The organism is Halobacterium noricense (assembly GCF_021233435.1).
GTDB lineage: Archaea > Halobacteriota > Halobacteria > Halobacteriales > Halobacteriaceae > Halobacterium > Halobacterium noricense.
The window spans coordinates 1,308,958-1,332,983 of the sequence record NZ_CP089468.1; the positions used below are offsets into that span (position 1 = coordinate 1,308,958).

Genomic DNA, 24,026 nt, shown 5'->3' on the forward strand with positions numbered 1-24,026 from the left:
CTGCCGACGGTTCTCGCCGGATGGGGTGGCATTTTCCTCGCAGCCATCGAACGCACAGCCATGCTCCCGTTCGACGACGAGACGGTCGCGCGCGTCGCCGCCGACAGCGGCGTCACCGAGGCCAAACTCCGCGAAGCCGCGACTTCCGTGCAGGCGACCCTCGCCGACTACCCCGGTCGGTCTATCGACGGCCTCGTCTACGAGTGGCGACAGGCGTTCCGCGACGACCCGCTGGTCGAACGCCGACCCGACGCGTGGATACTCCGCGTTCCCGAGCGCGTGTGGGTGGACGTCCGCGAGCGGGCGGACGTCCCGGACGACGTCGAAGATACACTCACGACGCTGTACGCGACGGAAACGGACGGAAAAGCAGATGGCGTCGTGATGGTGATTGCGCGTGACTCGGCTAGCGAATAGCGGAGAACGGAGACGGCCGGCTTAGAGTTCGCCTTCCGGTTCGCGCTCGGGCTCGGGTTCGGTCTCGATTGGCTCCTCGTACGCGAGGTTCATGATCCACTGCGAGAAGGCGTCGCTCTGGGCGTCGACCTCCTCCTCGCCGACGAACGGCGACAGCATCTCCCCGGCCATCAGCAGCGAGAAGTCGAGTGCGCGCTCGTCGATGACGGGCGTGATGAGGTAGGTGGTGTTGCCCTCGTGGACCGTCTCCTCGCGTTCGACGAACCCTTTCTCTTCGAGTTTCGACGCGATGCGGCTGCCCTTCCGCGAGGAGACGTCGAGTTCCTTCCAGAACTCGCTCTGGTGGACGCCCCGCGTCTCTCGAACGAGTTCCAGCCCGTGTCGCTCGTCCTCCGAGAGGTCCGACTCGGTGACTTCGGCGCTCATGTACGAAACAGGGTGTGCGCGCGGTTTAAACTTGGTTGTCTACGCGCCGGTAGTCGGTCTCGCAGGGCGGGCCGTCGGCGAACTCGTAGGCCACCTCGCCGTCCGCGCGAACCGTCACGAGCGACGACGACCGCGTCCCGAAGCCGTCGCGGTGGACGCACGCCCCAGTCTCGTGGTCGCGGAGCGCGTCGCGGGCAGCCTCGCGCCACGCGTCGGGACTGTCGTGACCACGGAGTGCGTCGCGGACCGCGCGGGACTTCTCGGTGCCGTCGTCGAAGCCGGCGTTCACGACGACGTGCGTCCCGGGGTCGAAGGCGTGCGTCCGCAACACGCCGTCCCACTCCAGGAGCACGCACTCGTATTCGTCCGCGATAACGAGGTTGAATCCCGCGTACTCGCGGTTGGCGACCTCGCGCTCCACAGTTCCAATAGCGTCGTCGGCGGACCCCGCAGCGAGCGCGTCAGTGACGAGGAGGCCACGGGAACGCTCGCCCTCGATGTCCGCATCTCGGTTCGTCACGCCGACGAACACGCGGTGCTCGTTCACGCCGAGCCACGTCCCGCCGGCTTCCTCGTCTCTGGGCATCAAAATCGCGGGGTTCGCGCCGCGGACGGCGGGCGGGGAGGACGGCCGGCCGACTGCTTCGTCGCGATTCGCCCCGACCACGAGCGGCGCGTCGTCGTAACCCTGCCACGCGAATGCCAGCGTACACACGCCCCGGGCTACGACCCGCGCGCACTTAGTTCTCGTCGGCGTTCGTCGGGGCAGTGTTCATCGGTTCCACGTAATCTCCGAGAGTTGGTCCGGAATGCTGGTCAGGCGACGTTCAAAGGTGGGATACGGATGCTCGTCTTCGATGTGGTCGGCAGCTCGTCGCTCGGTCGTTCCATCTGCGTACTCGATCTGGAGATGAACAGGACCATATTCCGGTTCTGTCTCGTCTGCGTGCCACCCAAACCCACGACCGGACTCCGGGTTCCACCACTGAATCCAGTAGTGTGGGCGCTCCCCCTCGAGGTCGAATTCAACCCGGAGACGAACGTTCGAAGCCGAGTATTCTCGTTCGAGGAACGCGACGGGGTCGATCTCTGCGACGACTTCGTTGGCGTCCCGTTGGGACGGTTCGTACCAGACAGTTACACAGCCACCTGTCCGTGAGAGCCGGTCGTGAACACGGCGAAGGAGCTTCGGCTCGACGGGTCGCCACACGCCGAAAATTGGGGCCACAACGAGTCACCCCGCGCCTTCGAGACGGATATTCGCAGGGACGTCGTCAGTGAGTGACTGGACATCGTCGTAGAGCTGGAGCGCAGTTTGAATGGTATCGCGCGAACGAAGGCTGTTCTCCCAGCGACGGAGCGCCTGTCGCCGTTCTCGAATCTCGTCAGCAGACAGGTCGTCTGCGAGCGTCGCTTCGAGGTCCTCGGGGGAGTCCACTTCGTATGTCGTTTTCCAGTCTTCGATTCGGTCTGCGATGGCTTCGAGTTCCCCCCGGAGTTCCGCTCGGTCGTTGGTCAGGATGAGTTCTCGAAGGTGGTCGAAGTAGGCCTGGGTCGGATCCGGGACGTACGTGTCGTCCTCAGTCACGAGGATGACGCCCGTCTCGGCGAGGTTGTCAAGGTGCTTCTTCGCGGTGTCCCACTTGACGTCTGCCTGCTCCGCGATCCAGTTCGCAGTCCGTGGCTCCGAGAGCGTCGTCGCAATCGTCTCGACGCGCTCTCGGGCCGTCATCGACTCGGTCCACGATTCGACCATGATAGCGAATATGCAGTAGAAGCCCATATACTCTGGGGACGACCCCAATATATTGGGTGGATACTGTTGTGAGCGAGCGGGAACTCGGCTCGACGTGGCTACCACTCCGGTGCGAGTCGTTTGCGCACTGCTATCCAGTCTCGCCTACTCGGTCTCGAGTTCGCGCCGCACCGCCTCGCGATCCACGGTTCCCGACGCGGTCCGTGGCACTTCCTCGGCGAACGCAATCGTGCGCGGGCGCTTGTAGCCCGCGAGGCGGTCCTCGCAGAACACCCGGAGGTCGTCGGCTGTCATACCCTCTTCACCGGGGACGACGAGTGCACCGACGCACTCGCCCCACTCCTCGTCAGACACGCCGACGACGGCGACATCCGCGACGTCCGGGTGGTCGCGGAGGACGGCCGCGACTTCCTCGGGGTGGACGTTCTCGCCGCCCGTGACGATTTGGTCGGTCTGCCGGCCGCCGACGTGGAGGAACCCGGACGAATCCACGAACCCGAAGTCGCCCGTGCGGAGGCCGTGCTCGCAGAACCGCTCGCGGTTCGCGTCCGCGGAGAGGTAGCCGGGTGTGACTGTCGGCCCGGAGACGACGAGTTCGCCCGTCTCGCCCGCTGGCAGCACCTCGCCGTCCTCGCCGACGACGGTTACCTCGGTGCCGAGAAGCGGCCGCCCCGCGCTGTCCGGGCGGTCGCGGGCCTCCGTCGCGTGCAGGGTCGCGACCTGCGAGGTGGTCTCGGTCATCCCGAACGTCGGGCAGACGGGAACACTGGCGTCGAGCGCGCGCTCCACGAGTTCGGGCGGCGTGGGCGCGCCGCCGACGAGCGCGAACCGCAGGCTGTCGGCGACCTCGCCCGCGTCGAGCAGCCGAGAGAGCATCGTCGGGACGAGCGAGACGCCCGTGCAGTCGTACGTCGCGAGCGCATCGCGCACGTCGTCGGCGTCGAACCCGCGCGTGAGCACTGCCGTCGTCCCGTACAGTGCCGAGCGCAGCACGACTGAAAGCCCGCCCATGTGGTACAGCGAGAGCGGGCACAGCCAGCTATCCTCGGGGAGCACGCCGAGCCGGAACGACGACGCGACGGCGCTCGCGGCGAAGTTCGCGTACGTCAGCCGGACGGCCTTCGGGTCGCCCGTCGTCCCCGAGGTGAACATGACGGCGCGCGTGTCCGTCCACGACAGATTCGCGGGCTCGAAGCCGTCCGGCGAGCGCGCGCCGAAGTGCTCGACGTCCTCCGCCGCGTCCACGCTCACGGCCGGCACAGGGAGCGCACGTGCCGCGTCCACGGTGTCCGCCTCACAGACGACGAGCGCGGGACCGACGCGCTCAGCCTGCGCGCGAAGTTCGGGCGACGCGAGCCGCGCGTTCAGTGGTACGAGCACTGCACCGAATCGAGCGCAGGCGAACACCAGCCGGACGAACGCGGGGCGGTTCTCCATCAATACCGCGACGCGGTCGCCGCGCTGGACGCCGCACGCGGCGAGCCGTCCCGCCGTCGCCTCGATGTCGGCGTCGAGGTCGCGGAACGTCCACGACGAATCGGTCGCGGCGTCGACCAGCGCGGTCGCGGCGGGATTACTGCGCGTCTGGAGCGCGACGGCATCACGCATCCGCGTTCACCTCCGCGAGGTCGACGCTGACGCCGTGGCCGGGCGTCTCGGGCACGCGAATCCGTCCGTCCTCGACCGGCGCTGGGTCGTCCGCGAGGTCGTCGGCGAGTCGGTCGGACGTCGCGAGCCCGCACGCCGGCACGTCCGGAATCGCAGCAGCGAGGTGGACGGCGGCAGTTCGCGCGACGACGGCGTCGACCGTCGTCGTCACGACGGGTTGGACTCCTGCTCTACGAGCGTCCCGAACGGCGTCGAGTGCGCGGTCCACGCCCCCGAGCGCCATCGGCTTCAGGACGACGTAATCCGCGGCGTCGAGGACGTCGCCGAGCGCGTGCTCGGTCAGCGACTCGTCGAGCGCGACGCCGACCTCGCCGCCACGGAGGTCGGCGTGCCCCGCGAGGTCGTCCGCGGGAAGCGGCTGTTCGACGTACTCGACGCCGAGGTCGGCGAACGCGTCAAACGCCTCGCGGGCTTGCTCGCGCGTCCACGTGCCGTTCGCGTCCGCGCGAAGTGTTACGTCAGTCGCGTCTCGGACTGCACGGAGGCGTTCGACATCGGCTTCGACGGAGCGCGCGCCGACCTTGACTTTTACCGTGTCGAAGCCGCGTTCGACGGCGGCTCGCACTTCGTCTACTGTGTCTTCGACGGACGCGTCACCGACGGTGGCATTCACCGGGACGGACTCTGCAGGGTTTTCTGCGAGATGGTGGGCGAACGAGACGTTCGCGTCGCGCGCCTCGGCGTCGAGTTTCGCCAGCGAGACGGCGTGGCGTGCGGCGGGCGCGTCCTCGCAGGCAGCGAGCGCGTCGTTCCAACCGTCGGCGCTCTCCGCTGCTTCCAGCGCTTGCTCGCAGGCGCCTAGCGATTCAGTCCAGCCCGGAAGCGGCGTGGCTTCGCCGATGCCGCCGTTTCGAGCGAACAGGAAGCCGCGGCGCTCGTCGATAGTGCCGCGAGCGGTCTCCAGCGGGTGGGCCAACGGGAGTGCGAACGCGCGAATCATACTGCAAGCCCGACGCCGAACAGGAGCGCGTACAGCGCGAGCAGTTGCCCGGTGCGCGTGAGCGCGGGGTTGAGCGCGTCGCCGTCGGTCCGGGTGAAGATGGTCTTCGTGACGCGCGCGGCGAGCGGGAGCGAGAGGTACGGCAGGAACACCGCGAGTTCGCCGGTGCGCGCGAAGAACCACACCGGCACGGCGTACGCGAGCACGAGCATCGCCGCGAACTGGACGCGGGAGAACGTGTAGCCGAAGCGGACGGCGAGCGTGCGCTTGCCCGTTTTCCTGTCCTCCTCGCGGTCGCGGACGTTGTTCACGACGAGGACGTTCGTCGCGATGGCGGCGATGGGGAGGCTCGCGACGACCGACGCCAGCGTCACCGAGCCCTCGGGGATGCCGACCGGGATTTCGGCCACGAAACTGGCGGCCTGCACGTAGTATGCGCCCGTGACTGCGACGACGCCGAAGAAAATGAACACGAAGAGGTCGCCGAGGCCGTGGTAGCCCAGCGGGTACGGGCCGCCCGTGTACGCGATGCCGGAGGCGACGCTCACGAGGCCGACGACGAGGATGGGGACGCCGCCTACCCAGACGAGGTAGGTGCCGACGAGGATAGCCGCGGCGAACGTGAGGTACATCGCGCGCTTCACTTCGCCGGGCTCGATGAGGCCGCCGGCGGTCACGCGCGTGAATCCCTCGCGTTCCTCGGTGTCGGCACCCTGCACGGCGTCGTAGTAGTCGTTCGCGAAGTTCGTGCCGATCTGGATGAGTGCGGCGCCGACGAACGCGGCGAACGCGGGCAGCGGCGCGAACACGCCGTCGCGGACCGCGAGTCCGACCGCGACCAGGATTGGGGCGGCGGCGACGGGCAGCGTGTGCGGGCGCGCGGCGATGAGCCACGCTTCCCGCCGGGAGACGTCAGCCGTATCGGTCATGTCCCGGGATTGGGCGAGCGCGCCCATAGCGGTGGCGGTCGCGGGTCGTTGTGGCGTCCGTCGTCAGTCGTCGTCGGCGGGCTGGACGTCACTCGCGCGGTCCTGCTCGGAGAGCAGCGACCCGGGGTCGACGTCCACGCGGTCGTGGCCCTCGGCGTAGTCGCGGGCGGCGACGTAGCTCGCGTAGACGACCGCCACGAGGAAGACCGTGAACGGGAGCGCGAGTATCGGCGACAGCGCCTCGATGGCCTGGAAGCTCTCCAGTTCCAGCGCCATCATCCCGAAGCCGGCGAGCAGCGCGCCCCACCACGCGCGGTTCCGGGCGTTGGGGTCCTCGTCGCCGAGCGTGATGGCGGAAATCATGAACACCGCCGAGTCCAGCGACGTGATGATGTAGCCCGCGATGACGAACACGAACAGCACCGCCAGCACCGTGCCGTATGGCGTGCTGTTCAGCGCGGTGACGATGGCGGCGGGGATGCCGTTGGCGGCCCACGCCTCGCTGACGGGGCCGACGTACTCCGGGGAGAGCACCCAGCCGCCGATGATGAGGTGTTGCAGCCACGAGAGGAACGCGGGCGCGACGACGAGCACGGCGAACATTTCGCGGATGGTGCGGCCCTTCGAGACGCGCGCGACGAAGCTCCCGACGAAGATGCTCCACGCCGCCCACCACGCCCACCAGAAGCCGGTCCAGTTGGCGGCCCAGTTGCCGGCGGACATCGGGTCGGTGTACAGCATCAGCCGCGTCATGTTGCCGAGCCAGACGCCGGTGGCGTCGAGCCCGAGTTCGAAGATGAACAGCGTCGGCCCGACGACCACCAACAGCGCCATCGCGGCGACGATGAACAGCATGGTCGCGCGGGCGGCGTTCCGGATGCCCTTGCGGAGGCCGAGCCAGACGTCCGTGAGGAACACCGCGCCGATGAGCGCGAAGATGCCGTACGTGAGGACGTTCGCCTCCAGCCCGAAGACGCCGCCGAGGATGGCGGCCATCGTCTGCGAGCTGAACCCGAGCGTGGTGGCGATGCCGCCGATGCTGGCGACGATGGCAGCGAGGTCGACCGCCCAGTGGAAGCCCGGATACGAGTCGGGGTCGATAATGCCCGACAGCATCGAGGAGACCTTGTACTCGCCGACGCCCTGCGTGTAGACGATGACGCCGAACGCGAGCGCGACGGGGAGGTACCACATCGCCAGGCCGGGGAACGCCTCGTGGACGAACATGAACGCCAGCGCCAGCGACTCGATGGACGCGCCCTCCACCGGGTAGGGCTGTGGCGGGGGGTTCTGGACGATGGAGATGGGTTCGCCGACGCCCCAGATGAGGATGGACGCGCCGAACCCGACGGTGAACACCATCGAGAGCCACGAGAGCGTGTCGAACTCCGGTTCGGCGTCCGGGCCACCGATGCGCAGGCGGCCGTACCGGGAGAACGTGACCCCGAGCACGAGCAACAACAGCACGAACCCGAGCAGGATGAACCACCAGCCGAAGTACGTGAGAACCCACTCGAAGGCCCCGTTGAGCGCCGTGCTGAGCGCGCTCGGGCGGGCGAACCCGAAGGCCGCGAGCGCGACCATCGCGGCCATCGTGACGCCGAAGAGCGCGCGCTCGGGCCACGTCGCCTCGTCGAGGCCGAGCAGGTACCAGAAGCCAGCAGTCATGTGAGCGATGCAGCAGTCGCGGCGTCGGCTTCGCGGCAATCGTGTGCGCGACGGCGAGCGCTGTCGCTCGGTCGTCGTAGCACGGCTCCGTACATCTTGGCCAAGCCGAGCGGGGTTTCACTGAAAAACTCGTCGTCTCGGCACCCGGCCGAAACCCGGGTTGGGTGTGGTCGTTTGTCAACGAATGCCGCGCTCACCGCGGTAGTTTTGTCGGGACCGTGAATTTATGGCCACGCAGGTCCCTGGCTACAGAGAATGAGCGTGCTGCCGCTCCGTTCGGCGGACTCGGTCCCGGAGCGGTTAGTCGTCACTGCAGTCGCGTTGAGCCTGCTCGTCGTCGCAGAGGGCGTCGTCCGCCTGCTGGACGGCGGGCTCGCGGACGGGGCGCAACTCCTGTTCGCGGGCGAGTTCCTCGTGGGTGTACTCACGATGGTGCCGTTCGTCGTGGGCATCGCGTACGCGGGGTACTGGCTCGATCGGAGTACCATCGAGCCCAGCGCCTACACTCGCGTCTGGTGGTGGACGGTCGTCGGCACCGCTGCCTCCCTCGTGCTGAACGTCGCGCTGATGGCCGTCCTCCCGGTCGAATCGACGCTGCTGGCGGTCGCGTGGCTGCGCTGGGCCGTCGCGGTCGGTGCCGGCCTCGGGGTCGCCATCGGCGTGACCGAGGCGCGGGCCATCCAGCAGGCGACGGAAGCCGAGCGCAACGCCGTCCGCGCCGAACACCTCGAAGTCCAGCGGGATCTCCTCGACTACCTCAACAGCCTGCTGCGCCACGAGGTGTTGAATGCCTCGAACGTCATCTCGGGGTACGCCGACCTCCTGCGCGCCGAACACGAGGAGGGGACGCCCGGGTACGAGCACAGCGAGACGATACGCCGCAAGAGCGAGGAGGTGACGCGAGTGGTGCAGGACGTCCGCGTGCTGTTGCACGCCACCGAGGAGCGCACGGACTTCGAGCGCGTCGACGTCGTCCCGATTCTCCGCGACGAGGTCGAGAAGCTCGCGGACCTCGACGAGGCCGTGGTCGTCGAGACGGACCTCCCGGAGTCGGCGGTCGTCTACGCGGACGCGCTGCTCCCGCGCGTGTTCGGGAACGTGCTCGCGAACGCCGTCGAGCACAACGACAGCGACCCGCCCAAGGTGTGGGTTCGCGGGCGCGTGAACGAGGACACCGTCAGCATCGACGTCGAGGACAACGGTCCGGGCGTCCCCGAGGAGGACGTGCCGACGCTGTTCGAGCGGCCGTCGCGCCGGGCCGCCGACCACGGCCTCGGGCTGTATCTGGTCGCGCGACTCGTCAAGCACTACTGCGGGACCGTCGAACTGGTCGAAACTGGGCCAGAAGGGTCGACGTTCCGCATCACGCTCCCCCGCGAGCCGCCGGAAGAAGCCACTGCGTCACCGTTCGTCGACCCGTTCAGCGACGAGCGAGCCGAACAGCCCGAGCGTGACGGGGACGGTCAGTAGTACCAGGGGTAGTCCGAGAAGTCGGGGTCGCGGCTCTCCATGAACGCCTCGCGGCCTTCCTCCGCTTCCTCAGTCATGTAGCCGAGGCGGGTGGCTTCGCCGGCGAACACCTGTTGGTCGACGAGACCGTCGTCGGCCATGTTGAACGCGTACTTCAGCATCCGCATCGCCGTGGGGGACTTCGACGCCATCTCGTCGGCCCACTCCAGTGCGACGTCCTCCAGGTCCTCGTGGGGGACGACTTCGTTGACCATTCCCATGTCCTCGGCTTCCGCGGCGGAGTACGTCTTCCCCCGGAAGAAGATCTCGCGGGCCTTCTTCTGGCCGACCTGCTTGGCGAGGTACGCCGACCCGAACCCGGCGTCGAAGGAGGCGACGTCGGGGTCCGTCTGGAGGAACTTCGCGTGCTCGTCGCTCGCCAGCGTCATGTCGCAGACGACGTGCAGCGAGTGCCCGCCGCCGACCGCCCACCCGGGGACGACCGCGACGACTGGCTTGGGCATGAATCGAATCGCACGCTGGACCTCTAGGATGTGGAGGCGGCCGGCCTTCGCCTTCTGGACCGTCTCGTCCTCCTCGGTGGCGGCTTCGTCTTCGCCGCGATACTCGTAGCCGGACTCGCCGCGCACCGACTGGTCGCCGCCAGAGCAGAACGCCCAGCCGCCGTCCTTCGGGCTCGGGCCGTTCCCCGTGAGGAGCACACACCCGACGTCGGTCTGGCGTTTCGCGTGGTCGAGCGCCTCGTGGAGTTCGTCGACGGTGCCCGGGCGGAACGCGTTTCGGACCGCGGGGCGGTCGAACGCGATGCGGACCGCGTCGACGTCCACGCCGCGGTGGTAGGTGATGTCCTCGAAGTCGCAGTCCGCGACCGGCTCCCACTGGTCGGCGTCGAAGATGTCCGAGACCATGCCCGAAATCGGGCGCGGACGGCGCAAAAAGGTTCCTTACTTGGCGGCCTCGTCGGGTTCGGCGGGCTCGTCGTCGAGCACGCGCTCGGGGATGACCGACGGCGGCGTCGCATCGAAGGGGCCGTCGGGGTCGGTCACCCACAGCGTCAGGTAGACGACGCAGGCCGCGACGACGGCGGTCGGGAACTGGAGCGTGAACACGCCGTAGACGACGGTCGCGCCCATCGTCACGGCGGCGACGGTCTCGCGGTTCGTGCCGCCGGCGTACAGGAGAACGGCGACGACCGCGCAGCCGAGCGCGACGGCGAGGCCGACGACGATTTCGTTGGCGATTGCGCCGACGTACAGCAGTCCGAGCACGCCAGCGAGCGCGGCGATGACGGCGAGGTGCGTCGTGGTGGAGGGCATCGAACCGAACTGCCGTGGGGAGTCCCTTAGTCCTTGAGGTCCTGTGTGACGGCGGCAGCGAGGCGTTCGCGCTCGCGGTGGCTGGCCTCGGCGTCCGTCCGCACTTCGACGACCTGCGTGCCCGGCGAGCCGACGGACTCCCGGTAGGCGTCCCGGAAGCCGTCGAGGGTCTCCACGCGCGCGAACTCGAAGCCGTAGACGTCGCCGGTCGGCTCGAAGTCGAGGCCGTGGGGCGTCTTGAACTGGCTCGTGAACGGCGGGTCGTACGCCTCGATGGGGAGCATGTGGAAGATGCCGCCGCCGTCGTTGTTCACGAGCACGATAGTCGCGTCCACGCCCCCAGAAATCGAAGATTTCTGGCGTGCGAACGAGACGCCTCGCGTCTCGTTAACCTCGCAGCGGTCGAGCGCGAGCAAGCCGTTCGCGTCGTGGTAGTACGCGAGGTCGCCCGTAATCACCACCAGCGGGTCGTCGGTGGCGCTGCCGGCGCCGAGTCCCGTCGACGTGATGCCGTCGATGCCGGAAGCACCCCGATTCCCGAGCACGGTCAGCTCGGCACTCCGCGGTCGTGCGAACCGGTCGAGGTCGCGGACGGGCATGCTGTTCGAGACCATCACAGTAGCGGGGTCTGGCGCGTCGTCGGCCGCCGCTGCGACCACGTCGCCCTCCAGCAGCGCCTCGCGCTCGACGGCGTCGACGGCGTTCCAGTAGTCGGCTTCGAGTTCCGCGATGCGGTCGGCCCAGTCGCCCGGGGAGCGGTCCACGCGCTCGGCGAGCGCGCGTGCCGTCTCGGTCGGGTCCGCGACGACGAGGTCAGACGCGGTGAACGTGGCTTCGCGCCACCTGCCTGCGCGGTCGACGAGGAACTGGCGGGCGTCGCTGTCACGGAGGTAGTTGCGGAGCGGCTTCGACGTCGGCGACGCACCGAAGCGGAGGACGACGTCCGGCTCGGGGAGGGGTGCGTCGTCCGCGGCGAGGAAGCCGTCGTAGCCGCCGACGACGCGAGAGTCGGAGACGTGGTCGCCGAATCGAATCCCCGAGAGTGGGTCCGCGAACACCGGGAAGCCGGTCGCGTCCGCCAGCGCTGCAGCGGCCTCTGCAGTCAAGCCGTGCGCGTCGTCCGGCCCCGCGACGACGAGCCCGCGGTCCGCGGATTCGACGGCCCTCGCGAGCGCGTCGAGCGTCGCGTCGTCGGGTGTCGTGGGATTCTGATGGACGTCGGCGAACGGCCCGTCGCGGCCCTCGACGGCCAGCGGGTGCTCGTCGGCGAAGCCCTCGGGTACGTCGCCCGGCACTTCCACGGGTTCGAGGGGTTTCTCGAACGGGACGTTGAGGTGGACGGGTCCGGGGTTCGCGCCGGTCGTCTCGCCGACGGCCCGACATATCGAGGTCCGCAGCGAGCGGAGTTTGCGGTCGTCGGCCTCGGGTTCCGGGAGTTCGCGGAAGTGGCGGACGGCGTCCCCGTAGAGCTTGGTCTGGTCGACGGTCTGGTTCGCGCCCGAGTCCCGGAGCTCCGGCGGGCGGTCGGCCGTGAGGACGAGTAGCGGCACGCGCGCCTGATTGGCCTCCATCACGGCGGGGTGGAAGTTCGCAGTCGCGGTGCCGGACGTCGAGACGACGGGCGTGGGCTTGCCGGTTCGCTTCCCGCGGCCGAGTGCGAAGAACGCCGCCGACCGCTCGTCGAGGTGCGAGAACACCTGGACGTCGTCGTGTTCGGCGAGCGCGACGGTCAGCGGCGTCGACCGGCTGCCCGGACAGACGCAGGCGGCGTCCACGCCCGCGCGGACGAGTTCCTCGACGACGGCCCGAGCCCACAGCGTGTTGCGGTTCGGCGCGCTCATCGGCGGAGCTCGTCCAGAATCGGCTGGTACTTGAGTTGGACTTCCTCGTACTCCTCGCTGGGGTCGCTGTCCGCGACGATGCCGTTGCCTGCGAACATCGTCACCGTCTGGTCGCGGGCGACCGCCGACCGCAGGCCGACCGCGAACGTGCCGTCGCCGTCGCCGTCGAACCAGCCGACGGGCGCGGCGTACCAGCCGCGGTCGAACGTCTCGGTCTCCCGAATCACGTCCAAGGCCGCGTCCGGCGGCAGCCCGCCGACGGCAGGTGTCGGGTGCAGGGCTTCGGCGACGTCGAGCACGTGCGTGTCCTCGCTCACGTCCGCGGTAATCGGCGTGCTCAGGTGCTGGATGTTCGAGAGCTTGCGGACGCTGCGCTCGCCCACGGAGACGTCGCCGAACGCGCCGAGTTGGGCGGCGATGGTGTCGGTGACGAGGCGCTGTTCGTGGCTGATTTTCTCGCTATCCCGGAGCCGTGCGGCGAGTTCGGCGTCCTCCTCGGGCGTGTCGCCGCGGCCGACCGAGCCCGCGAGCCCGACCGTCTCCACGCTGGTGTCCTGGAGTGTCACGAGGCGTTCGGGGGTCGCGCCGAGGAACGCGGCGTCGCCGGTCGGCTCCACGAGGAAGCGGAAACACGACGGGTACGACTGGCGCAGGCGCTCCAGCAGGTCGCGGGGGTCGAGGTCGCCCGCGAGGTCCGCGCGCAGTGCGGTCGCGAGTACGACCTTCTGGAGGTCGCCGGCTTCGATGCGGGCGACGGCGTGCTCGACCTGCTCGCGCCACGACGCCTCGTCGCTCGTGGGAGTAGTCGATTCGACGCCGGGCCGGGGGCCGCTCGGCTGCATCGCGGGCAGCGACTCGATTTCCTCGCGGGCATCCTCGAGCGCCGCCTCGACGTCGGCGGGGTCGACATCCTCGCCCGCTCGCGTGACAGTCAGCCACGTCTCCTCGCCCGCGCTCGCCAACTGGACCTCGGGGAGCACGAACTGCGCAGCGGGGAACCCGGTCCACGTGCCGCCGGGGGCGTGGTCGTTGTGGAACGCGAACCCACCCAGTAATCGGGGGCGGGCGACCGCAGGGCCGTCGTGGTCCGTGTCGTCGAACAGCGCGGTCGCCCACTCGCGGACGGCGTCGAAGCGGTCGTCGCCGGACGTCGTCACCGTGGCGGCGGTGCCGACGCCGGACAGTTCGAGGCCGTCCGGGTCCGCCCAGTGGATGCGGGGCGCGTCCCGGGCCGCCAGGAACGCCCGATAGGAGACGTCGGCCACCCGGCAGCTCCTGCTCACGACCGCCCCGCGGGCGGCCGCTTCGCCGGACAGAGAACTCATTATTCGAGGTTCGGGACGCTGCGACTAAATAGCCTCTCCTTCGGCAGCGACGGCCGCTAGCTGTAGCGGTCTTCGGCCCACGGGTCGGCGGTGTTCGAGTAGCCGCGCTTCTCCCAGTAGCCGCGCTCGGGCTCCGTGAGGAACTCCACGCCGTCGACCCACTTCGCGCCCTTGTAGGCGTACTTGTGTGGGGTGACGACGCGCAGCGGGCCGCCGTGCTCGCGGGGGAGGTCGTCGCCGTCGAACGCCCACGTGAACAGGACTTCCTCGCGCATGCAGTCCTCCAGGGGGAGGTTCGTCGTGTAGCCGTCGAGGGCGTGGAACATCACCGTCGTCACGTCCTCGTGGACGCCCGCGAGGTTCGCCAGACGGGGGAACGTGACGCCCGTGAACTCGCAGTCGAGTTTCGACCAGCCGGTGACGCAGTGGAAGTCCTGGCGCTGCGTGACGCTGTCGAGGTCCCGAAATTCGTCGTAGGACAAGGATAGTTCGTTCTCGACGGCCCCTGTTACCGTGAACGTCCACTCTTCGTGGTCCCAGTTCGGCGTGCCGCCTTTCGACAGCACGGGGAACTTCGACGTCTCGCGCTGGCCGGGTGGCAGCCGGTCGTCGCCGAACTCCTCGTAGAGGTCCGTGACGTCCACGACAGTCATAGCCTCCAGTAGGGGCCGCGGCCACGTATTCCTACCGACTTGGGGCCGCCCCGCTGCCTTCGAGAATCGTAGGTATCGCGGGCTCAGCCCGGAAAACGCCCCCGAATCCGCCCCCCGTCAGGCTTAAGAACGGTGGCGGCGAAGCCCCGCCCAGAACGATGCCCCAGATCGAAGTCAACATCCCGGACCAGATCGAGATGCAGATTGCACAGCTCGTCGAACAGGGGGAGTTCGTCAGCCGCGAGGAGGCCGTCGAACAGCTGCTGTCGTCGGGAATTCGCGCGTACAAGACCAGCGGACCCTCGGAGGAAGAGGAGGGCGCCGGCCTCGAAAGCGAGGGCGGCATGATGGGCCACGAGGACGAGTACGTCTTCTAAACCGACCGAGCGGGCGGCCGGCGCGCCCGCACTCCACCCCGTCGTGTCGTCGACGTGACGGGCGTGGTACGCTGTCGCAGACAACGCTTAAACGCCCGAATTTCCTACTGTAACCAAGCATGCACAAGGACGAGCTCCTCGACCTCCACGAACAGATGGTGCAGATCAAAGACCAGTTCCTCCAGTTCGACAACGTCGACGACGACGCCTTCCGGGCGTACGAGGAACTCGAAGTCGAGCCGTCTCACGTCCACAAGTCCAAGAGCGAGCACAAGCACGCCGTGTTCCTGCTCGGGAACGCGCTGGCCGCGGCGATGAGCGAGGACGAGTTCTCGAACGCCGGCCGGCTCAGCAAGCGGATGAAGGAGCTCGCCGACGACGCCTCCAGCAAACTGTAACGGCTCTTCTCGCGGGCTCGTCGCCGTCAGACGCGCGTATGGCGTTCGTCCGCCCGGAAAGTCTTATACGCGCCCCTTGCCTTCCAGTGGGTATGCAGGCACACACGGTCGAGCGGGTGGAGTCCTGGGGCTCCCGACCGTTCTCGGGTGGATTCCGCGAGCTCCACGAGCTCGCGGACCGGGAGTTCTCGGGAGCGGTCGTCGCCGACGGCACGTGGTTGTTCATGTTGAACGGCCGCGTCATCGGCGTCTACGAGGGTGACGTCGAGGACTTCGGGGACGCTTCGGGGACGGTGTACGAGGCCCCCCACCCCAGCGTCGCGCTGTTGTTCTCGATGCAGGAGCGCGGCGGCGAGACGCAGGCGAAGTACTACACCAACGACACGCCGCTGTCGGAGGCCTCCGACACCCTGAAGAACGCGAGCTTCACGGGCTACATCGAGCTCTCCGAGAACGTCCTCTCCGGGGATTACTACGTCGTCTACTACGGCGGGCGCTCGATGAGCGCGGCGTTCGTCGGGGCCAGCGAGGAGCTCGTCACGGGCGACGAGGCCTTCGAGCTCGCCGACGACGAGGTCGGCGTCTACGAGGTCGAGAAATCCCCCGTGAACGTGACGGAGCTCCCGGAAGCCGAAGACGAGTCGGCTTCCGCGGCCGCTGCAGGGAGCGCCGACGACGCAGAGTCCGACGAAGCGGCGGCCGACGAGCGCGAGGAATCCCGAACGCAGCCGAGCGAGTCCGACAGTGAGTCCGCGGAATCCGAGCCGACGGCCGCCCGAAGCCCCCAGTCGGCACCGGCAGCTGAGGCGGCCAACGATACTGCGACGCCGTCAGACTCGCCGAACGAGACGGCTGACGCGACCAAGTCGTCGGCGGGCGCTGACGACGCGGCCGACCCGCGCGCTGAAGCAGCAGCGAAGCAGTCGGACGCGAGCGGCGACGAGCCGACCGACGCGGAGGTTGCCGCGGCGCGCGCGGGCAACGAGGAGGGTGTCTTCGACCAGGAAGAGGAGTGGCGCAACGCTCGGTCGGTGCCCACCATCGACCCCGAGAAGAGCGAGTCCACCGACGGCGGCGCGACGCGCTCGAAAGCGGCGTCGAAGAGCGCGAGCACGGAGCGTACCGAGCAGTCGAAGTCCACGAGCGCGAAGTCGAAGTCTACGTCGAGTAACGCCTCGAAGAGCAAGGGCGGGAAGCCGCGTTCGACCGTCGAGAAACTCAAGCGCGCGGTCAAGCAGCGCGACGCGAAACTCGAAGAGGCCGCCGAGCGCATCGACAACCTCGAATCCGAGCGGTCGTCGCTCCGCGAGCGCGTGGAGACGCTGGAGGCCGAGCGCGACGAACTACAGGCGCGTGCGGACGACCTCGAAGCCCAACTGGAGGAGGCTGCCGCAGCCGGCGGCGAGGAAGCAACACCGTCCGAGACCGACCTCACGCCCGCGGCGGCGCTGTCGGGCACGAACCTCTTCGTGCGGTACGGCTCGAAGGGGAAGCCGACGCTCGGCGACCTCGGGCCGGACACGGACCTCGAGGCGGTGAACGAGAACCTCCGCATCGACCACCACACGCAGTTCGAGGCCGCGGACGCGACCGTCGACGGCGAAGAGTACGAGTCGTTTCTCGAAGCCTCGGCGGCCTACCGGTTCGTTTCGTGGGCGGTCCGGGAGCTCCCCTTCGAGATTCGGGACGCCGGCCACACGGACGGACTCGCGGACCTCTACGAGGCGCTGCCGAACGTCGACCGCGCGGAACTCGACGGCACGGTCTCGGTCGACACCGAGGAGGGCACGACGTCGCGGACGTTCGACGTGGTGTTGCGCGACCGGATGGGCGAGCCGCTGGTGGTCGCGGAGTTGAACGCCGAGCGCGAGCCCGTGACTGGCGAGGAGATGGGCGCGCTCGTCGACGACGCGACCGCGGTCCGCGAGGGCGTCGACGAACTCAGCGCGGCGATGTACGTCACGTCGTCGTTCTTCGAGCCCGCAGCATTAGAGACCGCGAGCGAGGAGACGGGCGGCGGCGGCTTCCTCAGCCGCAACGACAAGGAGAGTTTCGTGAAAGTGGGCCGGAAATCCGGCTACCACCTCTGTCTAATCGAGGACCGAAACGACGCGTTCCACCTGACCGTCCCAGAGCTGTAGACGGGACGTGACGGCGTTATTCGGCTTCGGCGGCGGCGTCGATTTTCATCGCTTCCATCTTGTCGACGAGGCCGTCGACTTTGCCGTCGAGTTCGTCGACGAACTCGCTGGTGCGCTCGGTCGTGATGGCTCCCTGCGAGGACGGCTCGATGAGGTTCTCCTCTTCGAGCACGCGGAGGGAGTACCGGACCTTGTGGTGTGGGTAGCCGGTCTCGTTGGACATCTTCACGATACCGATGGGTTCGTTCTCGATGACCATGCGGAGGACCTGCAGATGGCGCTCCAGCATATCGACTTCCTTCTCAAGCCGGTCTATCATGGCATTTGTTAACTTGTCTTGGCGGGGGTTTAAAGGTTGTCGTAGGGCTCGGGCGAGAAAGTGACAGTATTCGCTTGCAATTGACAACAGTTAACGCTTGCGCCCAGCGCCGGCAGCGCCCCTATCCTGCCCGTTCGTCCAACATCTTGACTGATAATCCGCTCCAATACACACGCTCGTGCTCACTTCCGGCGACGAGACCGTAACCGGTTTGACGACGCTGGTGGAACGCAGAGGTATGACCGTCACCATCGTCGGATCGCAACTCGGCGACGAAGGCAAAGGCGGCGTCGTCGACCTGTTCGGCGACGCGGCCGACGTCGTCGTCCGGTACCAGGGCGGAGACAACGCCGGCCACACCGTCGTCGTCGGCGGCGACGAGTACAAGCTCTCGCTGGTCCCCTCCGGGGCCGTCCGCGGGAAGACCGGCGTCCTCGGGAACGGCTGCGTCGTCAACCCCGAGACGCTGTTCGACGAAATCGACGCGCTCCGCGAGCGCGGCCTCGACCCCGACGTCCGGGTCGCCCGCCGTGCCCACGTCATCCTGCCGTACCACCGCGTGCTCGACGGCATCGAGGAGGACGTCAAATCCGACTCGGACCTCGACGCCGGGACCACGGGCCGCGGTATCGGCCCCACGTACGAGGACAAGGCCGGCCGCCGCGGCGTCCGCATCGGCGACCTGCTCGACCCCGAGGTCCTCCGCGACCGACTCGAGTACGCCGTCCCGCAGAAGCGCGCGCTCTACGAGGACGTCTACGGCGGCGACGCCGGCGAGGAGTTCGACGTCGACGCGCTGTTCGAGCAGTACCGCGCGTTCGGCGAACGCATCCAGAACGAAGGAATGGACGTCAACGCCGGCGACTACCTCGCCGACCGCATCGACGACGGCGATAGCGTGATGCTGGAGGGCGCGCAGGGCACCAGCCTCGACATCGACCACGGCGTCTACCCCTACGTCACGTCCTCGAACCCGACTGCGGGCTACGCCGCCACCGGCACCGGCCTCGGCCCGACCACCGTCGGCCAGGGCGAAGTCGTCGGCGTCGTGAAGGCGTACCTCTCCCGCGTCGGCACCGGCCCGCTCCCGACCGAGCTCACGGGCGACGACGAGGACCTCGCGGAGTACATCCGTGAGGAGGGCGGCGAGTACGGGACTGTCACGGGGCGCCCGCGCCGCGTCGGCTGGCTCGACCTCCCGATGCTGCGCCACGCCGCGCGCGCCAACGGCTTCACCGGCCTCGCCATCAACCACCTCGACGTGCTCGCCGGCCTCGACGAAGTGAAAGTCGGGCACGCCTACGAACTGGACGGCGAGACCATCTACTCGATGCCCGCGACGACCGAACGCTGGGGCGACTGCGAGCCCGTCTTCCGGAGCTTCGACGGCTGGCCGGAGTTCGACCCCGAAGCGGTCGCCGCCGAGGGCTACGACGCGCTCCCCGAGCAGGCACAGAAGTACGTCGAGTACGTCGAGGACGAACTCGACACGGCCGCCTACGCGCTCGGCGTCGGCCCCGGCCGCGAGGAGACCGTCGTCCAGCAGAACCCCTTCGAGCAGTAGCGCTCGCCAACCCGCACGCTTTTTGTCCGCGCCCTCGTCGGTTCGCGCATGAAAGAAGACCTCGTGGACATCGTCTGCTGCCCGCTGGACAAACACGACCTCGACCTCGACGTCGAAGAGCGCGCGGACGACGAAATCCGCTCCGGGACGCTCACCTGCACGGAGTGTGGCGAAACCTACCCCATCGAGGACGGCATCCCGAACCTGCTGCCGCCGGACATGCGCGAGGAAGCCCCTGCCTGACCCTCGGGAAGCTTTTTCTTACCCCGCGACAATCCATCGGGCGTGCCCGAACGGCTGTCCGTCCACCTCAACCGCGACCACCCGCGCGACCTCCAGCCGGAAGCGGCGTCGCTGGAGACGGACCGGTCGTTCGTCCTCGTCTTCGAGAACCACGGCGGCCCCGTCCACGTCCACCTGCACTTGGACGACGCGCTCGCCGCAGTCGCGGACATCGCGGCCACGCAGGTCTACGTCGACGAAGGCGAAACCCGCGGCGTCGAAATCTCGATTCCGTCCGACCACCCGCCGACGAAGGGCTACGTCGAACTGTCCACCGGCTACGGCGCGGAGCAGGCGCGCGTGAACGTCACGGTCACCGACAAACGAAAAGACGGCGGCCCGGACGTCGCCGTCGACGAGTCGCTCTCCGAGAAGTCCGAGCCCGTGGGCGACGAGGAGTCAGTCGCGCTGGCGGACGTCGCGCTCCCGACGGCCGCCGCGGCCGCCGTCGTCGTTGTCGCCGCGGCGCTCACCCTCTCGATTTCGGATTCGGTCGCGATGCTCATCGGCGTGCTCGCGCTCCTCGGCGGCGTCGGGGTCGCCGCCTACGTGCTGGCGACGTGAGAACTACTCGTGGTCTTCGGGGTACGTCGGCGTCCCCGAGAGCCCGTGTTCGTCCATGCGCTTGGCGCGCAGGAACCGGGCGCGGTAGCGGTTCGCGCCCTCGTTGACGTCGGCTTCCCGAACCTCGTCGACGCGCCCGTCCGCGACCGCGTCCACGATGTCCTCGACTTGTTCTTTCTCCGCGGGCGTCAACTCGAAGGTGTACTCCCGCGTCTCCTCGCGTTCGAGCGTCGTGAACTTCCGCGCTGCGGCGACGAACAGCGAACACGGCTCCCGGCACGGGAACTCGCCGTCGCCACGCGGCACGTCGAGTTCTTCGTCCTCGTTTTTGTCCCACTCGCGGCGCTTCACGCACTGCGAGTCCACGCAGCAGGCTTCAGCCGCCCACTCGAGCGCGTCGTCGTCGAGCTGTTCGACGATGCTGTAGATGCCGGACTGGCGGCCCGCGACCTCGCTCCAGTGGTCGACGTCGAGGTCGCCTTCGCGGCTCGTGGCTCCGTCGTCGCCGCTCGCTCCATTCGTTGGTTCGCTTCGCTCGCCAACGCGCTCCCGGTGCCAGTTCGACACCGTCGCGGGGTAGACGTAGTCGACCGTCTGCACCAGGTCAGAACCATCTAAGTCGACGAACGCCCAGCCGTGCGGAAGCGACGGGGCCGTCGAGAGCGGGCGGTAGCGTCCCTCGTCGTCGTGTTTCACGAGGTGGCGGGCTTCCAGCGGGTCCGTGTAGGCGTCGACGTCCTCGCCGACGTCGTCCTCGTGGCGGACCTCGTAGCGGCGCCGCCCGCCCTCGTTGAGGACGGCGGTGACCGCGAGTTCGCCCCACGAAGTCGTGTGGCCGCCGCGGAGTTCGTCGTAGCGCTCGGGAACGTCGAGGGCGTCTGCACCTTCGAGCCACCGCAGGAACGCGCGTCGGGGCGTGTCGTGGCCATCGACGACGCACTCCCAGTAGTACCAGTTGGTCGCGTACGGGTCGCCGGCGCGCTCCCGGAGCAGGTCTTCGCTGACCGTGAGCTGTTCGCCGGGCGTCTCCCAGCGGTAGCCGCCGTTCGCGGGTTCGACGACGAGGCCGTCGAAGTCGATGCCGTCGTCGGCGTGCTCGACGAGCGCCGCTTCGACGTCGTCGAGGGTGTCGGCTGCGGACATCAGTCTCCCGCGCTCGTGGCGCTGTCACTCTCGGTCTGCTGGCGCACGCGCTCGATGGCGTCCGCGAGGTCGGCGCCCGCGTCGTCGGCGCGCTCGAGGATCACGTCTGCGACCAGCGGCTCAGTTCCCACGGCGCCAGAGTACCAGATGCGGTGGCCGTCGACTTCCGCCGGGACGTCGTAGCCCGTGCGGTAGTCGTCGGTGAGGCCCATGTCTTCGGGGATGTCCTCCTGGGTGTGGAAGCCGTCGGCGACGAACAGCGGGACGACGACGATGTCCTCCGCGTCGAAGAACTCCGTGACGTCGTCCACCTCCGGGTCCTCGTCCATGAACACCGCCTTCACTTCCTCGAAGCGGCCGGTGTCGCGGATGCGGTCGGCGTGGTAATGGATAGCTTTCGCGGAGTTCTCGTTGCGCTCGGTGCCGTGGCCGACGACCGCGAGCCCAAAGCCCTCGCCGACGCCGGGATCGTCGGTGATGGACTTCGCGCGTTCGACGATGACGTCGCTCATCGAGTCGTGGGTGCCGACCGGCCCGCAGTAGTGGACGGTCTTGTCGACGTCCTCGGCCCGCACGGTGACGTGATCGGCGTCCGTGCCGTCCGAGTCCCAGTCCTCGGGATCCCACTCGTTGAGGCGGAGTTCCCGGGGGATGACTTGCTCCGTGAAGTAGCCCTCGGAGATGAACAGCGGGACGACGAACACCTCCTCGGATTCGAGCGTGCGCAGCACTTCGCGGAACGACGGCTCTTCCTTCCAGAACGCCTCCCGGACCTCGTCGAATGCACCCGACGCGCGGATTGTGTCCGCGTGTGTGAACGCCGGGTCCGAGGAACCCGGGTTGAGGTGTGAACCGTGGCCGACGATGACCAGCGCTTGCATGCTCTCTCGTTGGGGAGATGCGTCCTTAGTGGCTTCGCAACCGGCGGCCAACGACCCGAGTAGCGGACAAATTCGCCCCTTTTATCCTGTTGTGCGAGAATCACGTCCTATCGATGGGGCGACAGACGCTGCTGGCGGTCGCGGTCGCTGCCCTCCTCGTCACGAGCGGCTGCACCGGCCTCGACGTCCTCGCGGACGACGCGGCGACGCCGTCGGACGTCGACGTCGCCCAGCGCTACGACTCCCTCGACACCCTCGAAGCCACCCGGGTGACCACCGTCGACGACGGGAACACCACCAACGAAACTCGCGCGCTCGTCCGCGTCGACTTCACGACCGACCCGCCCCGCCGGTACCAGCGAACGCTCGCGCCCGAATCCCGTGCGGGAGACGTGACGGTGCTCAACGAGTCCGGGGCACTGCTGTACGACGCTGACGAGAATACAGTGAGGCGCGTCCCACGGATCGATGGATGGACGACCAGAAACCAGTCCGCGTACCTCGCACGAATCGTCGCGGCCGCGCACGGCGATGGCGTGGCCGAGGTGTCGGACGGCGTCTCGCCGCTTCCCATCATCCCAACGACCCGGAGCGGACCGTCGATTCCCGAGGACGCTATTGAGGGCTTCGAGGTCGAGTATCTCGGGACGCAGCGCGTCGCCGGGCGGACCGCCCACGGCTTCGAGTTGACCGCGGTCTCGGAGGCGGCGTTGACCGCGAACCAGACGCTGTGGCTGGACAGCGAGTACTACTACCCACTAAAGACCAGCCGCCGCATCGACTACCGGAACCGCACTATCGAGGCGACGTCGCGTCTAAAAACAGTCACGTTCGACGCCGACCTCCCGGCGGACGCGTTCCACTTTGACGTCCCCGAGGACGCGACAGGGGAGACGCTGAACGTCTCCACGCAGACGTTCGACTCGGCGAGCGCGCTCCGGGAGCACGTCGACTTCTCCGTTCCCGACCCAGAGGTGCCCGCGGCGTACGAGTTCGACGAAGCACAGTACGTCAGCGGAAATGTGACGCAGGCCAGCCTCCAGTACGTCACGGCGGACGGCGAGCAACTCACGGTCACCAAGACGACGTCCGGGCCGAACGCGAACGGGTGGTTTACCTCCGGTGAGAACGTCACCGTCGCGGGCCACGACAGCCAGTACCTCACGACGCCGCGAAGCAACTTCGTGTCGTGGTCGTGCGGCGATACCCGGTACGCCGTGGTCGCCACCGACCTCGAAAAGGAGTCGCTGTTGGCGGTCGCCGACTCCGTCGGCTGCGAATAGCTACGACGGTCGGCGGTACAGCGAGTACGCGATGCAGAGCAAGCCCGCGAGCTGGAGCATCCGGACAACGAGCCGGAACGGCGCTTCGAGAGTCGTGTCGAGGACGCCGTACCGGAGCATCGCGGAGCCGACGAACGTCGCGGTGTACGTCACCGCCGTCAGGAGCACCAGCCCCGCCGAGAGGTACTGCATCGGCACGCTCTGGTGGCGACGGAACCCCCGGTAGGCGTGGTAGCCGATGAACAGTCCGACGGCGGTCGCGGCGAACGACGCGGCGACGTTGACGACGTAGAGTGCGTTCATTACAGTCCCTCCCACATTCTCGTGAAGCGGTCGGCGACGTCCTCGGATTCGCACTCGACCTCGGTAGTGTACTCGCCGTCGTTGAGTTCGAGAGTGAACCGGCGGAACGTCGCGCGGTAGACGCGGTGGTGGTTGCCGTCCGACCGGACGTTGATGGACTCCTCCAGCAACTCGTGGTCGGTCAGGTCGTCGATTCGCCGATACACCGTCGCGGTCGACGCGTCACAGGCCTCGCTCAGTTGGCTCGCGGACATGGGTTCCGTGCTCGCCGCTGCGAGGATGGCGCGGGCGTGCTCGTCGTCGAGCAACGAGAGCACCGATGTCGGGTCGCTGTCCTCGCTCACGGCGCGTCGTACTCGCCA

The 24,026-nt window shown here is 68.2% G+C and carries 27 protein-coding genes; 10 read left to right on the top strand and 17 right to left on the bottom strand.

Annotation, left to right across the window (positions count from 1 at the left end; translation table 11 throughout):
- The first annotated feature begins 60 nt into the window (after positions 1-60).
- The gene (locus tag LT974_RS07085) at positions 61-417 is read left to right on the top strand and encodes a hypothetical protein (RefSeq protein ID WP_232590037.1); all 357 of its coding nucleotides are present in this window, start codon (positions 61-63) and stop codon (positions 415-417) included.
- A 21-nt stretch (positions 418-438) separates the two neighbouring features.
- Here LT974_RS07085 and LT974_RS07090 read toward each other — a convergent pair whose 3' ends face one another.
- Together LT974_RS07090 and LT974_RS07095 are read right to left on the bottom strand one after the other, a co-directional pair.
- On the bottom strand, positions 439-843 hold the full coding sequence (locus LT974_RS07090) for a helix-turn-helix transcriptional regulator (protein ID WP_232590038.1): 405 nt from the start codon (positions 841-843) through the stop codon (positions 439-441).
- 25 nt (positions 844-868) lie between these two features.
- Positions 869-1,558 (bottom strand): NRDE family protein, encoded by a 690-nt coding sequence (locus LT974_RS07095; RefSeq protein ID WP_232590039.1) that lies wholly within the window; start codon positions 1,556-1,558, stop codon positions 869-871.
- Between the two features lie 129 nt (positions 1,559-1,687).
- On the opposite strand from LT974_RS07095, the gene LT974_RS07100 reads away from it, so the two are divergent.
- On the top strand, positions 1,688-2,002 hold the full coding sequence (locus tag LT974_RS07100; RefSeq protein ID WP_232590040.1) for a hypothetical protein: 315 nt from the start codon (positions 1,688-1,690) through the stop codon (positions 2,000-2,002).
- 75 nt (positions 2,003-2,077) lie between these two features.
- Here LT974_RS07100 and LT974_RS07105 read toward each other — a convergent pair whose 3' ends face one another.
- From LT974_RS07105 to LT974_RS07125, 5 genes are all read right to left on the bottom strand, one after another.
- Positions 2,078-2,599, bottom strand: a complete 522-nt coding sequence (locus tag LT974_RS07105) for a DUF7342 family protein (RefSeq protein ID WP_232590041.1) — start codon at positions 2,597-2,599, stop codon at positions 2,078-2,080.
- A 144-nt stretch (positions 2,600-2,743) separates the two neighbouring features.
- Entirely contained in the window at positions 2,744-4,207 is a 1,464-nt protein-coding gene (gene menE / locus LT974_RS07110; protein WP_232590042.1) for an o-succinylbenzoate--CoA ligase, read from the bottom strand.
- On the bottom strand, positions 4,200-5,207 hold the full coding sequence (locus LT974_RS07115) for a mandelate racemase/muconate lactonizing enzyme family protein (RefSeq protein WP_232590043.1): 1,008 nt from the start codon (positions 5,205-5,207) through the stop codon (positions 4,200-4,202). Before LT974_RS07115 ends, menE begins: the two co-directional genes overlap by 8 nt.
- The gene (locus tag LT974_RS07120; RefSeq protein ID WP_232590044.1) at positions 5,204-6,136 is read right to left on the bottom strand and encodes a 1,4-dihydroxy-2-naphthoate polyprenyltransferase; all 933 of its coding nucleotides are present in this window, start codon (positions 6,134-6,136) and stop codon (positions 5,204-5,206) included. The genes LT974_RS07115 and LT974_RS07120 overlap by 4 nt, the downstream gene beginning before the upstream one ends.
- A gap of 63 nt (positions 6,137-6,199) precedes the next feature.
- Positions 6,200-7,804 (bottom strand): BCCT family transporter, encoded by a 1,605-nt coding sequence (locus LT974_RS07125; RefSeq protein ID WP_232590046.1) that lies wholly within the window; start codon positions 7,802-7,804, stop codon positions 6,200-6,202.
- Between the two features lie 255 nt (positions 7,805-8,059).
- Here LT974_RS07125 and LT974_RS07130 point away from each other — a divergent pair, with 255 nt between their 5' ends.
- Positions 8,060-9,274 carry a sensor histidine kinase gene (locus LT974_RS07130; RefSeq protein ID WP_232590048.1) on the top strand — a complete coding sequence of 405 codons (1,215 nt, stop codon included), beginning with the start codon at positions 8,060-8,062 and terminating at the stop codon, positions 9,272-9,274.
- Here LT974_RS07130 and LT974_RS07135 read toward each other — a convergent pair.
- The 5 genes from LT974_RS07135 to LT974_RS07155 are packed head-to-tail and all read right to left on the bottom strand — an operon-like array spanning position 9,268 to position 14,409.
- On the bottom strand, positions 9,268-10,182 hold the full coding sequence (locus tag LT974_RS07135; RefSeq protein ID WP_232590049.1) for a 1,4-dihydroxy-2-naphthoyl-CoA synthase: 915 nt from the start codon (positions 10,180-10,182) through the stop codon (positions 9,268-9,270). The two genes, LT974_RS07130 and LT974_RS07135, sit on opposite strands and share 7 nt — an antisense overlap.
- 36 nt (positions 10,183-10,218) lie before the next feature.
- A complete protein-coding gene (locus LT974_RS07140; RefSeq protein ID WP_232590050.1) occupies positions 10,219-10,590 on the bottom strand; it encodes a hypothetical protein in 372 nt (123 codons plus the stop codon).
- A gap of 26 nt (positions 10,591-10,616) precedes the next feature.
- Positions 10,617-12,431, bottom strand: a complete 1,815-nt coding sequence (gene menD / locus LT974_RS07145; protein ID WP_232590051.1) for a 2-succinyl-5-enolpyruvyl-6-hydroxy-3-cyclohexene-1-carboxylic-acid synthase — start codon at positions 12,429-12,431, stop codon at positions 10,617-10,619.
- Entirely contained in the window at positions 12,428-13,756 is a 1,329-nt protein-coding gene (locus tag LT974_RS07150; RefSeq protein WP_232590052.1) for an isochorismate synthase, read from the bottom strand. Before LT974_RS07150 ends, menD begins: the two co-directional genes overlap by 4 nt.
- Positions 13,757-13,812: 56 nt before the next feature.
- Positions 13,813-14,409, bottom strand: a complete 597-nt coding sequence (locus tag LT974_RS07155; RefSeq protein ID WP_232590053.1) for a sulfite oxidase-like oxidoreductase — start codon at positions 14,407-14,409, stop codon at positions 13,813-13,815.
- Positions 14,410-14,567: 158 nt separating this feature from the next.
- Here LT974_RS07155 and LT974_RS07160 point away from each other — a divergent pair, with 158 nt between their 5' ends.
- From LT974_RS07160 to LT974_RS07170, 3 genes are all read left to right on the top strand, one after another.
- Positions 14,568-14,786: a DUF7120 family protein gene (locus tag LT974_RS07160; protein ID WP_059056697.1), complete on the top strand. Its 219-nt coding sequence runs from the start codon at positions 14,568-14,570 to the stop codon at positions 14,784-14,786.
- 119 nt (positions 14,787-14,905) lie between these two features.
- The gene (locus tag LT974_RS07165; RefSeq protein ID WP_232590054.1) at positions 14,906-15,184 is read left to right on the top strand and encodes a UPF0058 family protein; all 279 of its coding nucleotides are present in this window, start codon (positions 14,906-14,908) and stop codon (positions 15,182-15,184) included.
- 92 nt (positions 15,185-15,276) lie between these two features.
- Positions 15,277-17,325 carry a DUF7527 domain-containing protein gene (locus tag LT974_RS07170; RefSeq protein WP_232590055.1) on the top strand — a complete coding sequence of 683 codons (2,049 nt, stop codon included), beginning with the start codon at positions 15,277-15,279 and terminating at the stop codon, positions 17,323-17,325.
- Positions 17,326-17,341: 16 nt separating this feature from the next.
- Here the strand turns inward: LT974_RS07170 and LT974_RS07175 are convergent, their stop codons facing one another.
- Positions 17,342-17,644: a hypothetical protein gene (locus LT974_RS07175; protein ID WP_230888679.1), complete on the bottom strand. Its 303-nt coding sequence runs from the start codon at positions 17,642-17,644 to the stop codon at positions 17,342-17,344.
- A gap of 238 nt (positions 17,645-17,882) precedes the next feature.
- Between LT974_RS07175 and LT974_RS07180 the strand changes: the two genes are divergently transcribed.
- From LT974_RS07180 to LT974_RS07190, 3 genes are read left to right on the top strand one after another with little or no spacing between them, the layout of a single operon-like run.
- Positions 17,883-19,208, top strand: coding sequence for an adenylosuccinate synthase (locus LT974_RS07180; RefSeq protein ID WP_232590056.1), 1,326 nt, complete (start codon positions 17,883-17,885; stop codon positions 19,206-19,208).
- 48 nt (positions 19,209-19,256) lie between these two features.
- Complete coding sequence (locus LT974_RS07185) at positions 19,257-19,451, top strand: methytransferase partner Trm112 (protein ID WP_232590058.1); 195 nt, start codon at positions 19,257-19,259, stop codon at positions 19,449-19,451.
- Positions 19,452-19,493: 42 nt separating this feature from the next.
- Positions 19,494-20,054 (top strand): DUF7524 family protein, encoded by a 561-nt coding sequence (locus LT974_RS07190; protein ID WP_232590059.1) that lies wholly within the window; start codon positions 19,494-19,496, stop codon positions 20,052-20,054.
- A gap of 3 nt (positions 20,055-20,057) precedes the next feature.
- On the opposite strand, the gene LT974_RS07195 is transcribed toward LT974_RS07190, so the two are convergent.
- Positions 20,058-21,197, bottom strand: coding sequence for a DR2241 family protein (locus tag LT974_RS07195; protein WP_232590060.1), 1,140 nt, complete (start codon positions 21,195-21,197; stop codon positions 20,058-20,060).
- Positions 21,197-22,078 carry a CbiX/SirB N-terminal domain-containing protein gene (locus tag LT974_RS07200; RefSeq protein ID WP_232590061.1) on the bottom strand — a complete coding sequence of 294 codons (882 nt, stop codon included), beginning with the start codon at positions 22,076-22,078 and terminating at the stop codon, positions 21,197-21,199. Before LT974_RS07200 ends, LT974_RS07195 begins: the two co-directional genes overlap by 1 nt.
- A gap of 113 nt (positions 22,079-22,191) precedes the next feature.
- Between LT974_RS07200 and LT974_RS07205 the strand changes: the two genes are divergently transcribed.
- Positions 22,192-23,361, top strand: coding sequence for a LolA family protein (locus tag LT974_RS07205; RefSeq protein WP_232590062.1), 1,170 nt, complete (start codon positions 22,192-22,194; stop codon positions 23,359-23,361).
- On the opposite strand, the gene LT974_RS07210 is transcribed toward LT974_RS07205, so the two are convergent.
- Positions 23,362-23,664, bottom strand: coding sequence for a DUF7521 family protein (locus LT974_RS07210; RefSeq protein ID WP_232590063.1), 303 nt, complete (start codon positions 23,662-23,664; stop codon positions 23,362-23,364). It abuts the gene before it with no gap.
- Positions 23,664-24,008 (bottom strand): ArsR/SmtB family transcription factor, encoded by a 345-nt coding sequence (locus tag LT974_RS07215; protein ID WP_230893019.1) that lies wholly within the window; start codon positions 24,006-24,008, stop codon positions 23,664-23,666. Before LT974_RS07215 ends, LT974_RS07210 begins: the two co-directional genes overlap by 1 nt.
- Positions 24,009-24,026: the final 18 nt, after the last annotated feature.

What these genes read in the sequence shown, in the direction of transcription:
- LT974_RS07085 (WP_232590037.1), top strand. Translation starts at nt 61, where the DNA reads ATGCTCCCGTTCGACGACGAGACGGTCGCGCGCGTCGCCGCCGACAGC.
- LT974_RS07090 (WP_232590038.1), bottom strand. Translation starts at nt 843, where the DNA reads ATGAGCGCCGAAGTCACCGAGTCGGACCTCTCGGAGGACGAGCGACAC.
- LT974_RS07100 (WP_232590040.1), top strand. Translation starts at nt 1,688, where the DNA reads ATGCTCGTCTTCGATGTGGTCGGCAGCTCGTCGCTCGGTCGTTCCATC.
- LT974_RS07105 (WP_232590041.1), bottom strand. Translation starts at nt 2,599, where the DNA reads ATGGTCGAATCGTGGACCGAGTCGATGACGGCCCGAGAGCGCGTCGAG.
- menE (WP_232590042.1), bottom strand. Translation starts at nt 4,207, where the DNA reads ATGCGTGATGCCGTCGCGCTCCAGACGCGCAGTAATCCCGCCGCGACC.
- LT974_RS07115 (WP_232590043.1), bottom strand. Translation starts at nt 5,207, where the DNA reads ATGATTCGCGCGTTCGCACTCCCGTTGGCCCACCCGCTGGAGACCGCT.
- LT974_RS07120 (WP_232590044.1), bottom strand. Translation starts at nt 6,136, where the DNA reads ATGACCGATACGGCTGACGTCTCCCGGCGGGAAGCGTGGCTCATCGCC.
- LT974_RS07125 (WP_232590046.1), bottom strand. Translation starts at nt 7,804, where the DNA reads ATGACTGCTGGCTTCTGGTACCTGCTCGGCCTCGACGAGGCGACGTGG.
- LT974_RS07130 (WP_232590048.1), top strand. Translation starts at nt 8,060, where the DNA reads ATGAGCGTGCTGCCGCTCCGTTCGGCGGACTCGGTCCCGGAGCGGTTA.
- LT974_RS07135 (WP_232590049.1), bottom strand. Translation starts at nt 10,182, where the DNA reads ATGGTCTCGGACATCTTCGACGCCGACCAGTGGGAGCCGGTCGCGGAC.
- LT974_RS07140 (WP_232590050.1), bottom strand. Translation starts at nt 10,590, where the DNA reads ATGCCCTCCACCACGACGCACCTCGCCGTCATCGCCGCGCTCGCTGGC.
- menD (WP_232590051.1), bottom strand. Translation starts at nt 12,431, where the DNA reads ATGAGCGCGCCGAACCGCAACACGCTGTGGGCTCGGGCCGTCGTCGAG.
- LT974_RS07150 (WP_232590052.1), bottom strand. Translation starts at nt 13,756, where the DNA reads ATGAGTTCTCTGTCCGGCGAAGCGGCCGCCCGCGGGGCGGTCGTGAGC.
- LT974_RS07155 (WP_232590053.1), bottom strand. Translation starts at nt 14,409, where the DNA reads ATGACTGTCGTGGACGTCACGGACCTCTACGAGGAGTTCGGCGACGAC.
- LT974_RS07160 (WP_059056697.1), top strand. Translation starts at nt 14,568, where the DNA reads ATGCCCCAGATCGAAGTCAACATCCCGGACCAGATCGAGATGCAGATT.
- LT974_RS07165 (WP_232590054.1), top strand. Translation starts at nt 14,906, where the DNA reads ATGCACAAGGACGAGCTCCTCGACCTCCACGAACAGATGGTGCAGATC.
- LT974_RS07170 (WP_232590055.1), top strand. Translation starts at nt 15,277, where the DNA reads ATGCAGGCACACACGGTCGAGCGGGTGGAGTCCTGGGGCTCCCGACCG.
- LT974_RS07175 (WP_230888679.1), bottom strand. Translation starts at nt 17,644, where the DNA reads ATGATAGACCGGCTTGAGAAGGAAGTCGATATGCTGGAGCGCCATCTG.
- LT974_RS07180 (WP_232590056.1), top strand. Translation starts at nt 17,883, where the DNA reads ATGACCGTCACCATCGTCGGATCGCAACTCGGCGACGAAGGCAAAGGC.
- LT974_RS07185 (WP_232590058.1), top strand. Translation starts at nt 19,257, where the DNA reads ATGAAAGAAGACCTCGTGGACATCGTCTGCTGCCCGCTGGACAAACAC.
- LT974_RS07195 (WP_232590060.1), bottom strand. Translation starts at nt 21,197, where the DNA reads ATGTCCGCAGCCGACACCCTCGACGACGTCGAAGCGGCGCTCGTCGAG.
- LT974_RS07200 (WP_232590061.1), bottom strand. Translation starts at nt 22,078, where the DNA reads ATGCAAGCGCTGGTCATCGTCGGCCACGGTTCACACCTCAACCCGGGT.
- LT974_RS07205 (WP_232590062.1), top strand. Translation starts at nt 22,192, where the DNA reads ATGGGGCGACAGACGCTGCTGGCGGTCGCGGTCGCTGCCCTCCTCGTC.
- LT974_RS07210 (WP_232590063.1), bottom strand. Translation starts at nt 23,664, where the DNA reads ATGAACGCACTCTACGTCGTCAACGTCGCCGCGTCGTTCGCCGCGACC.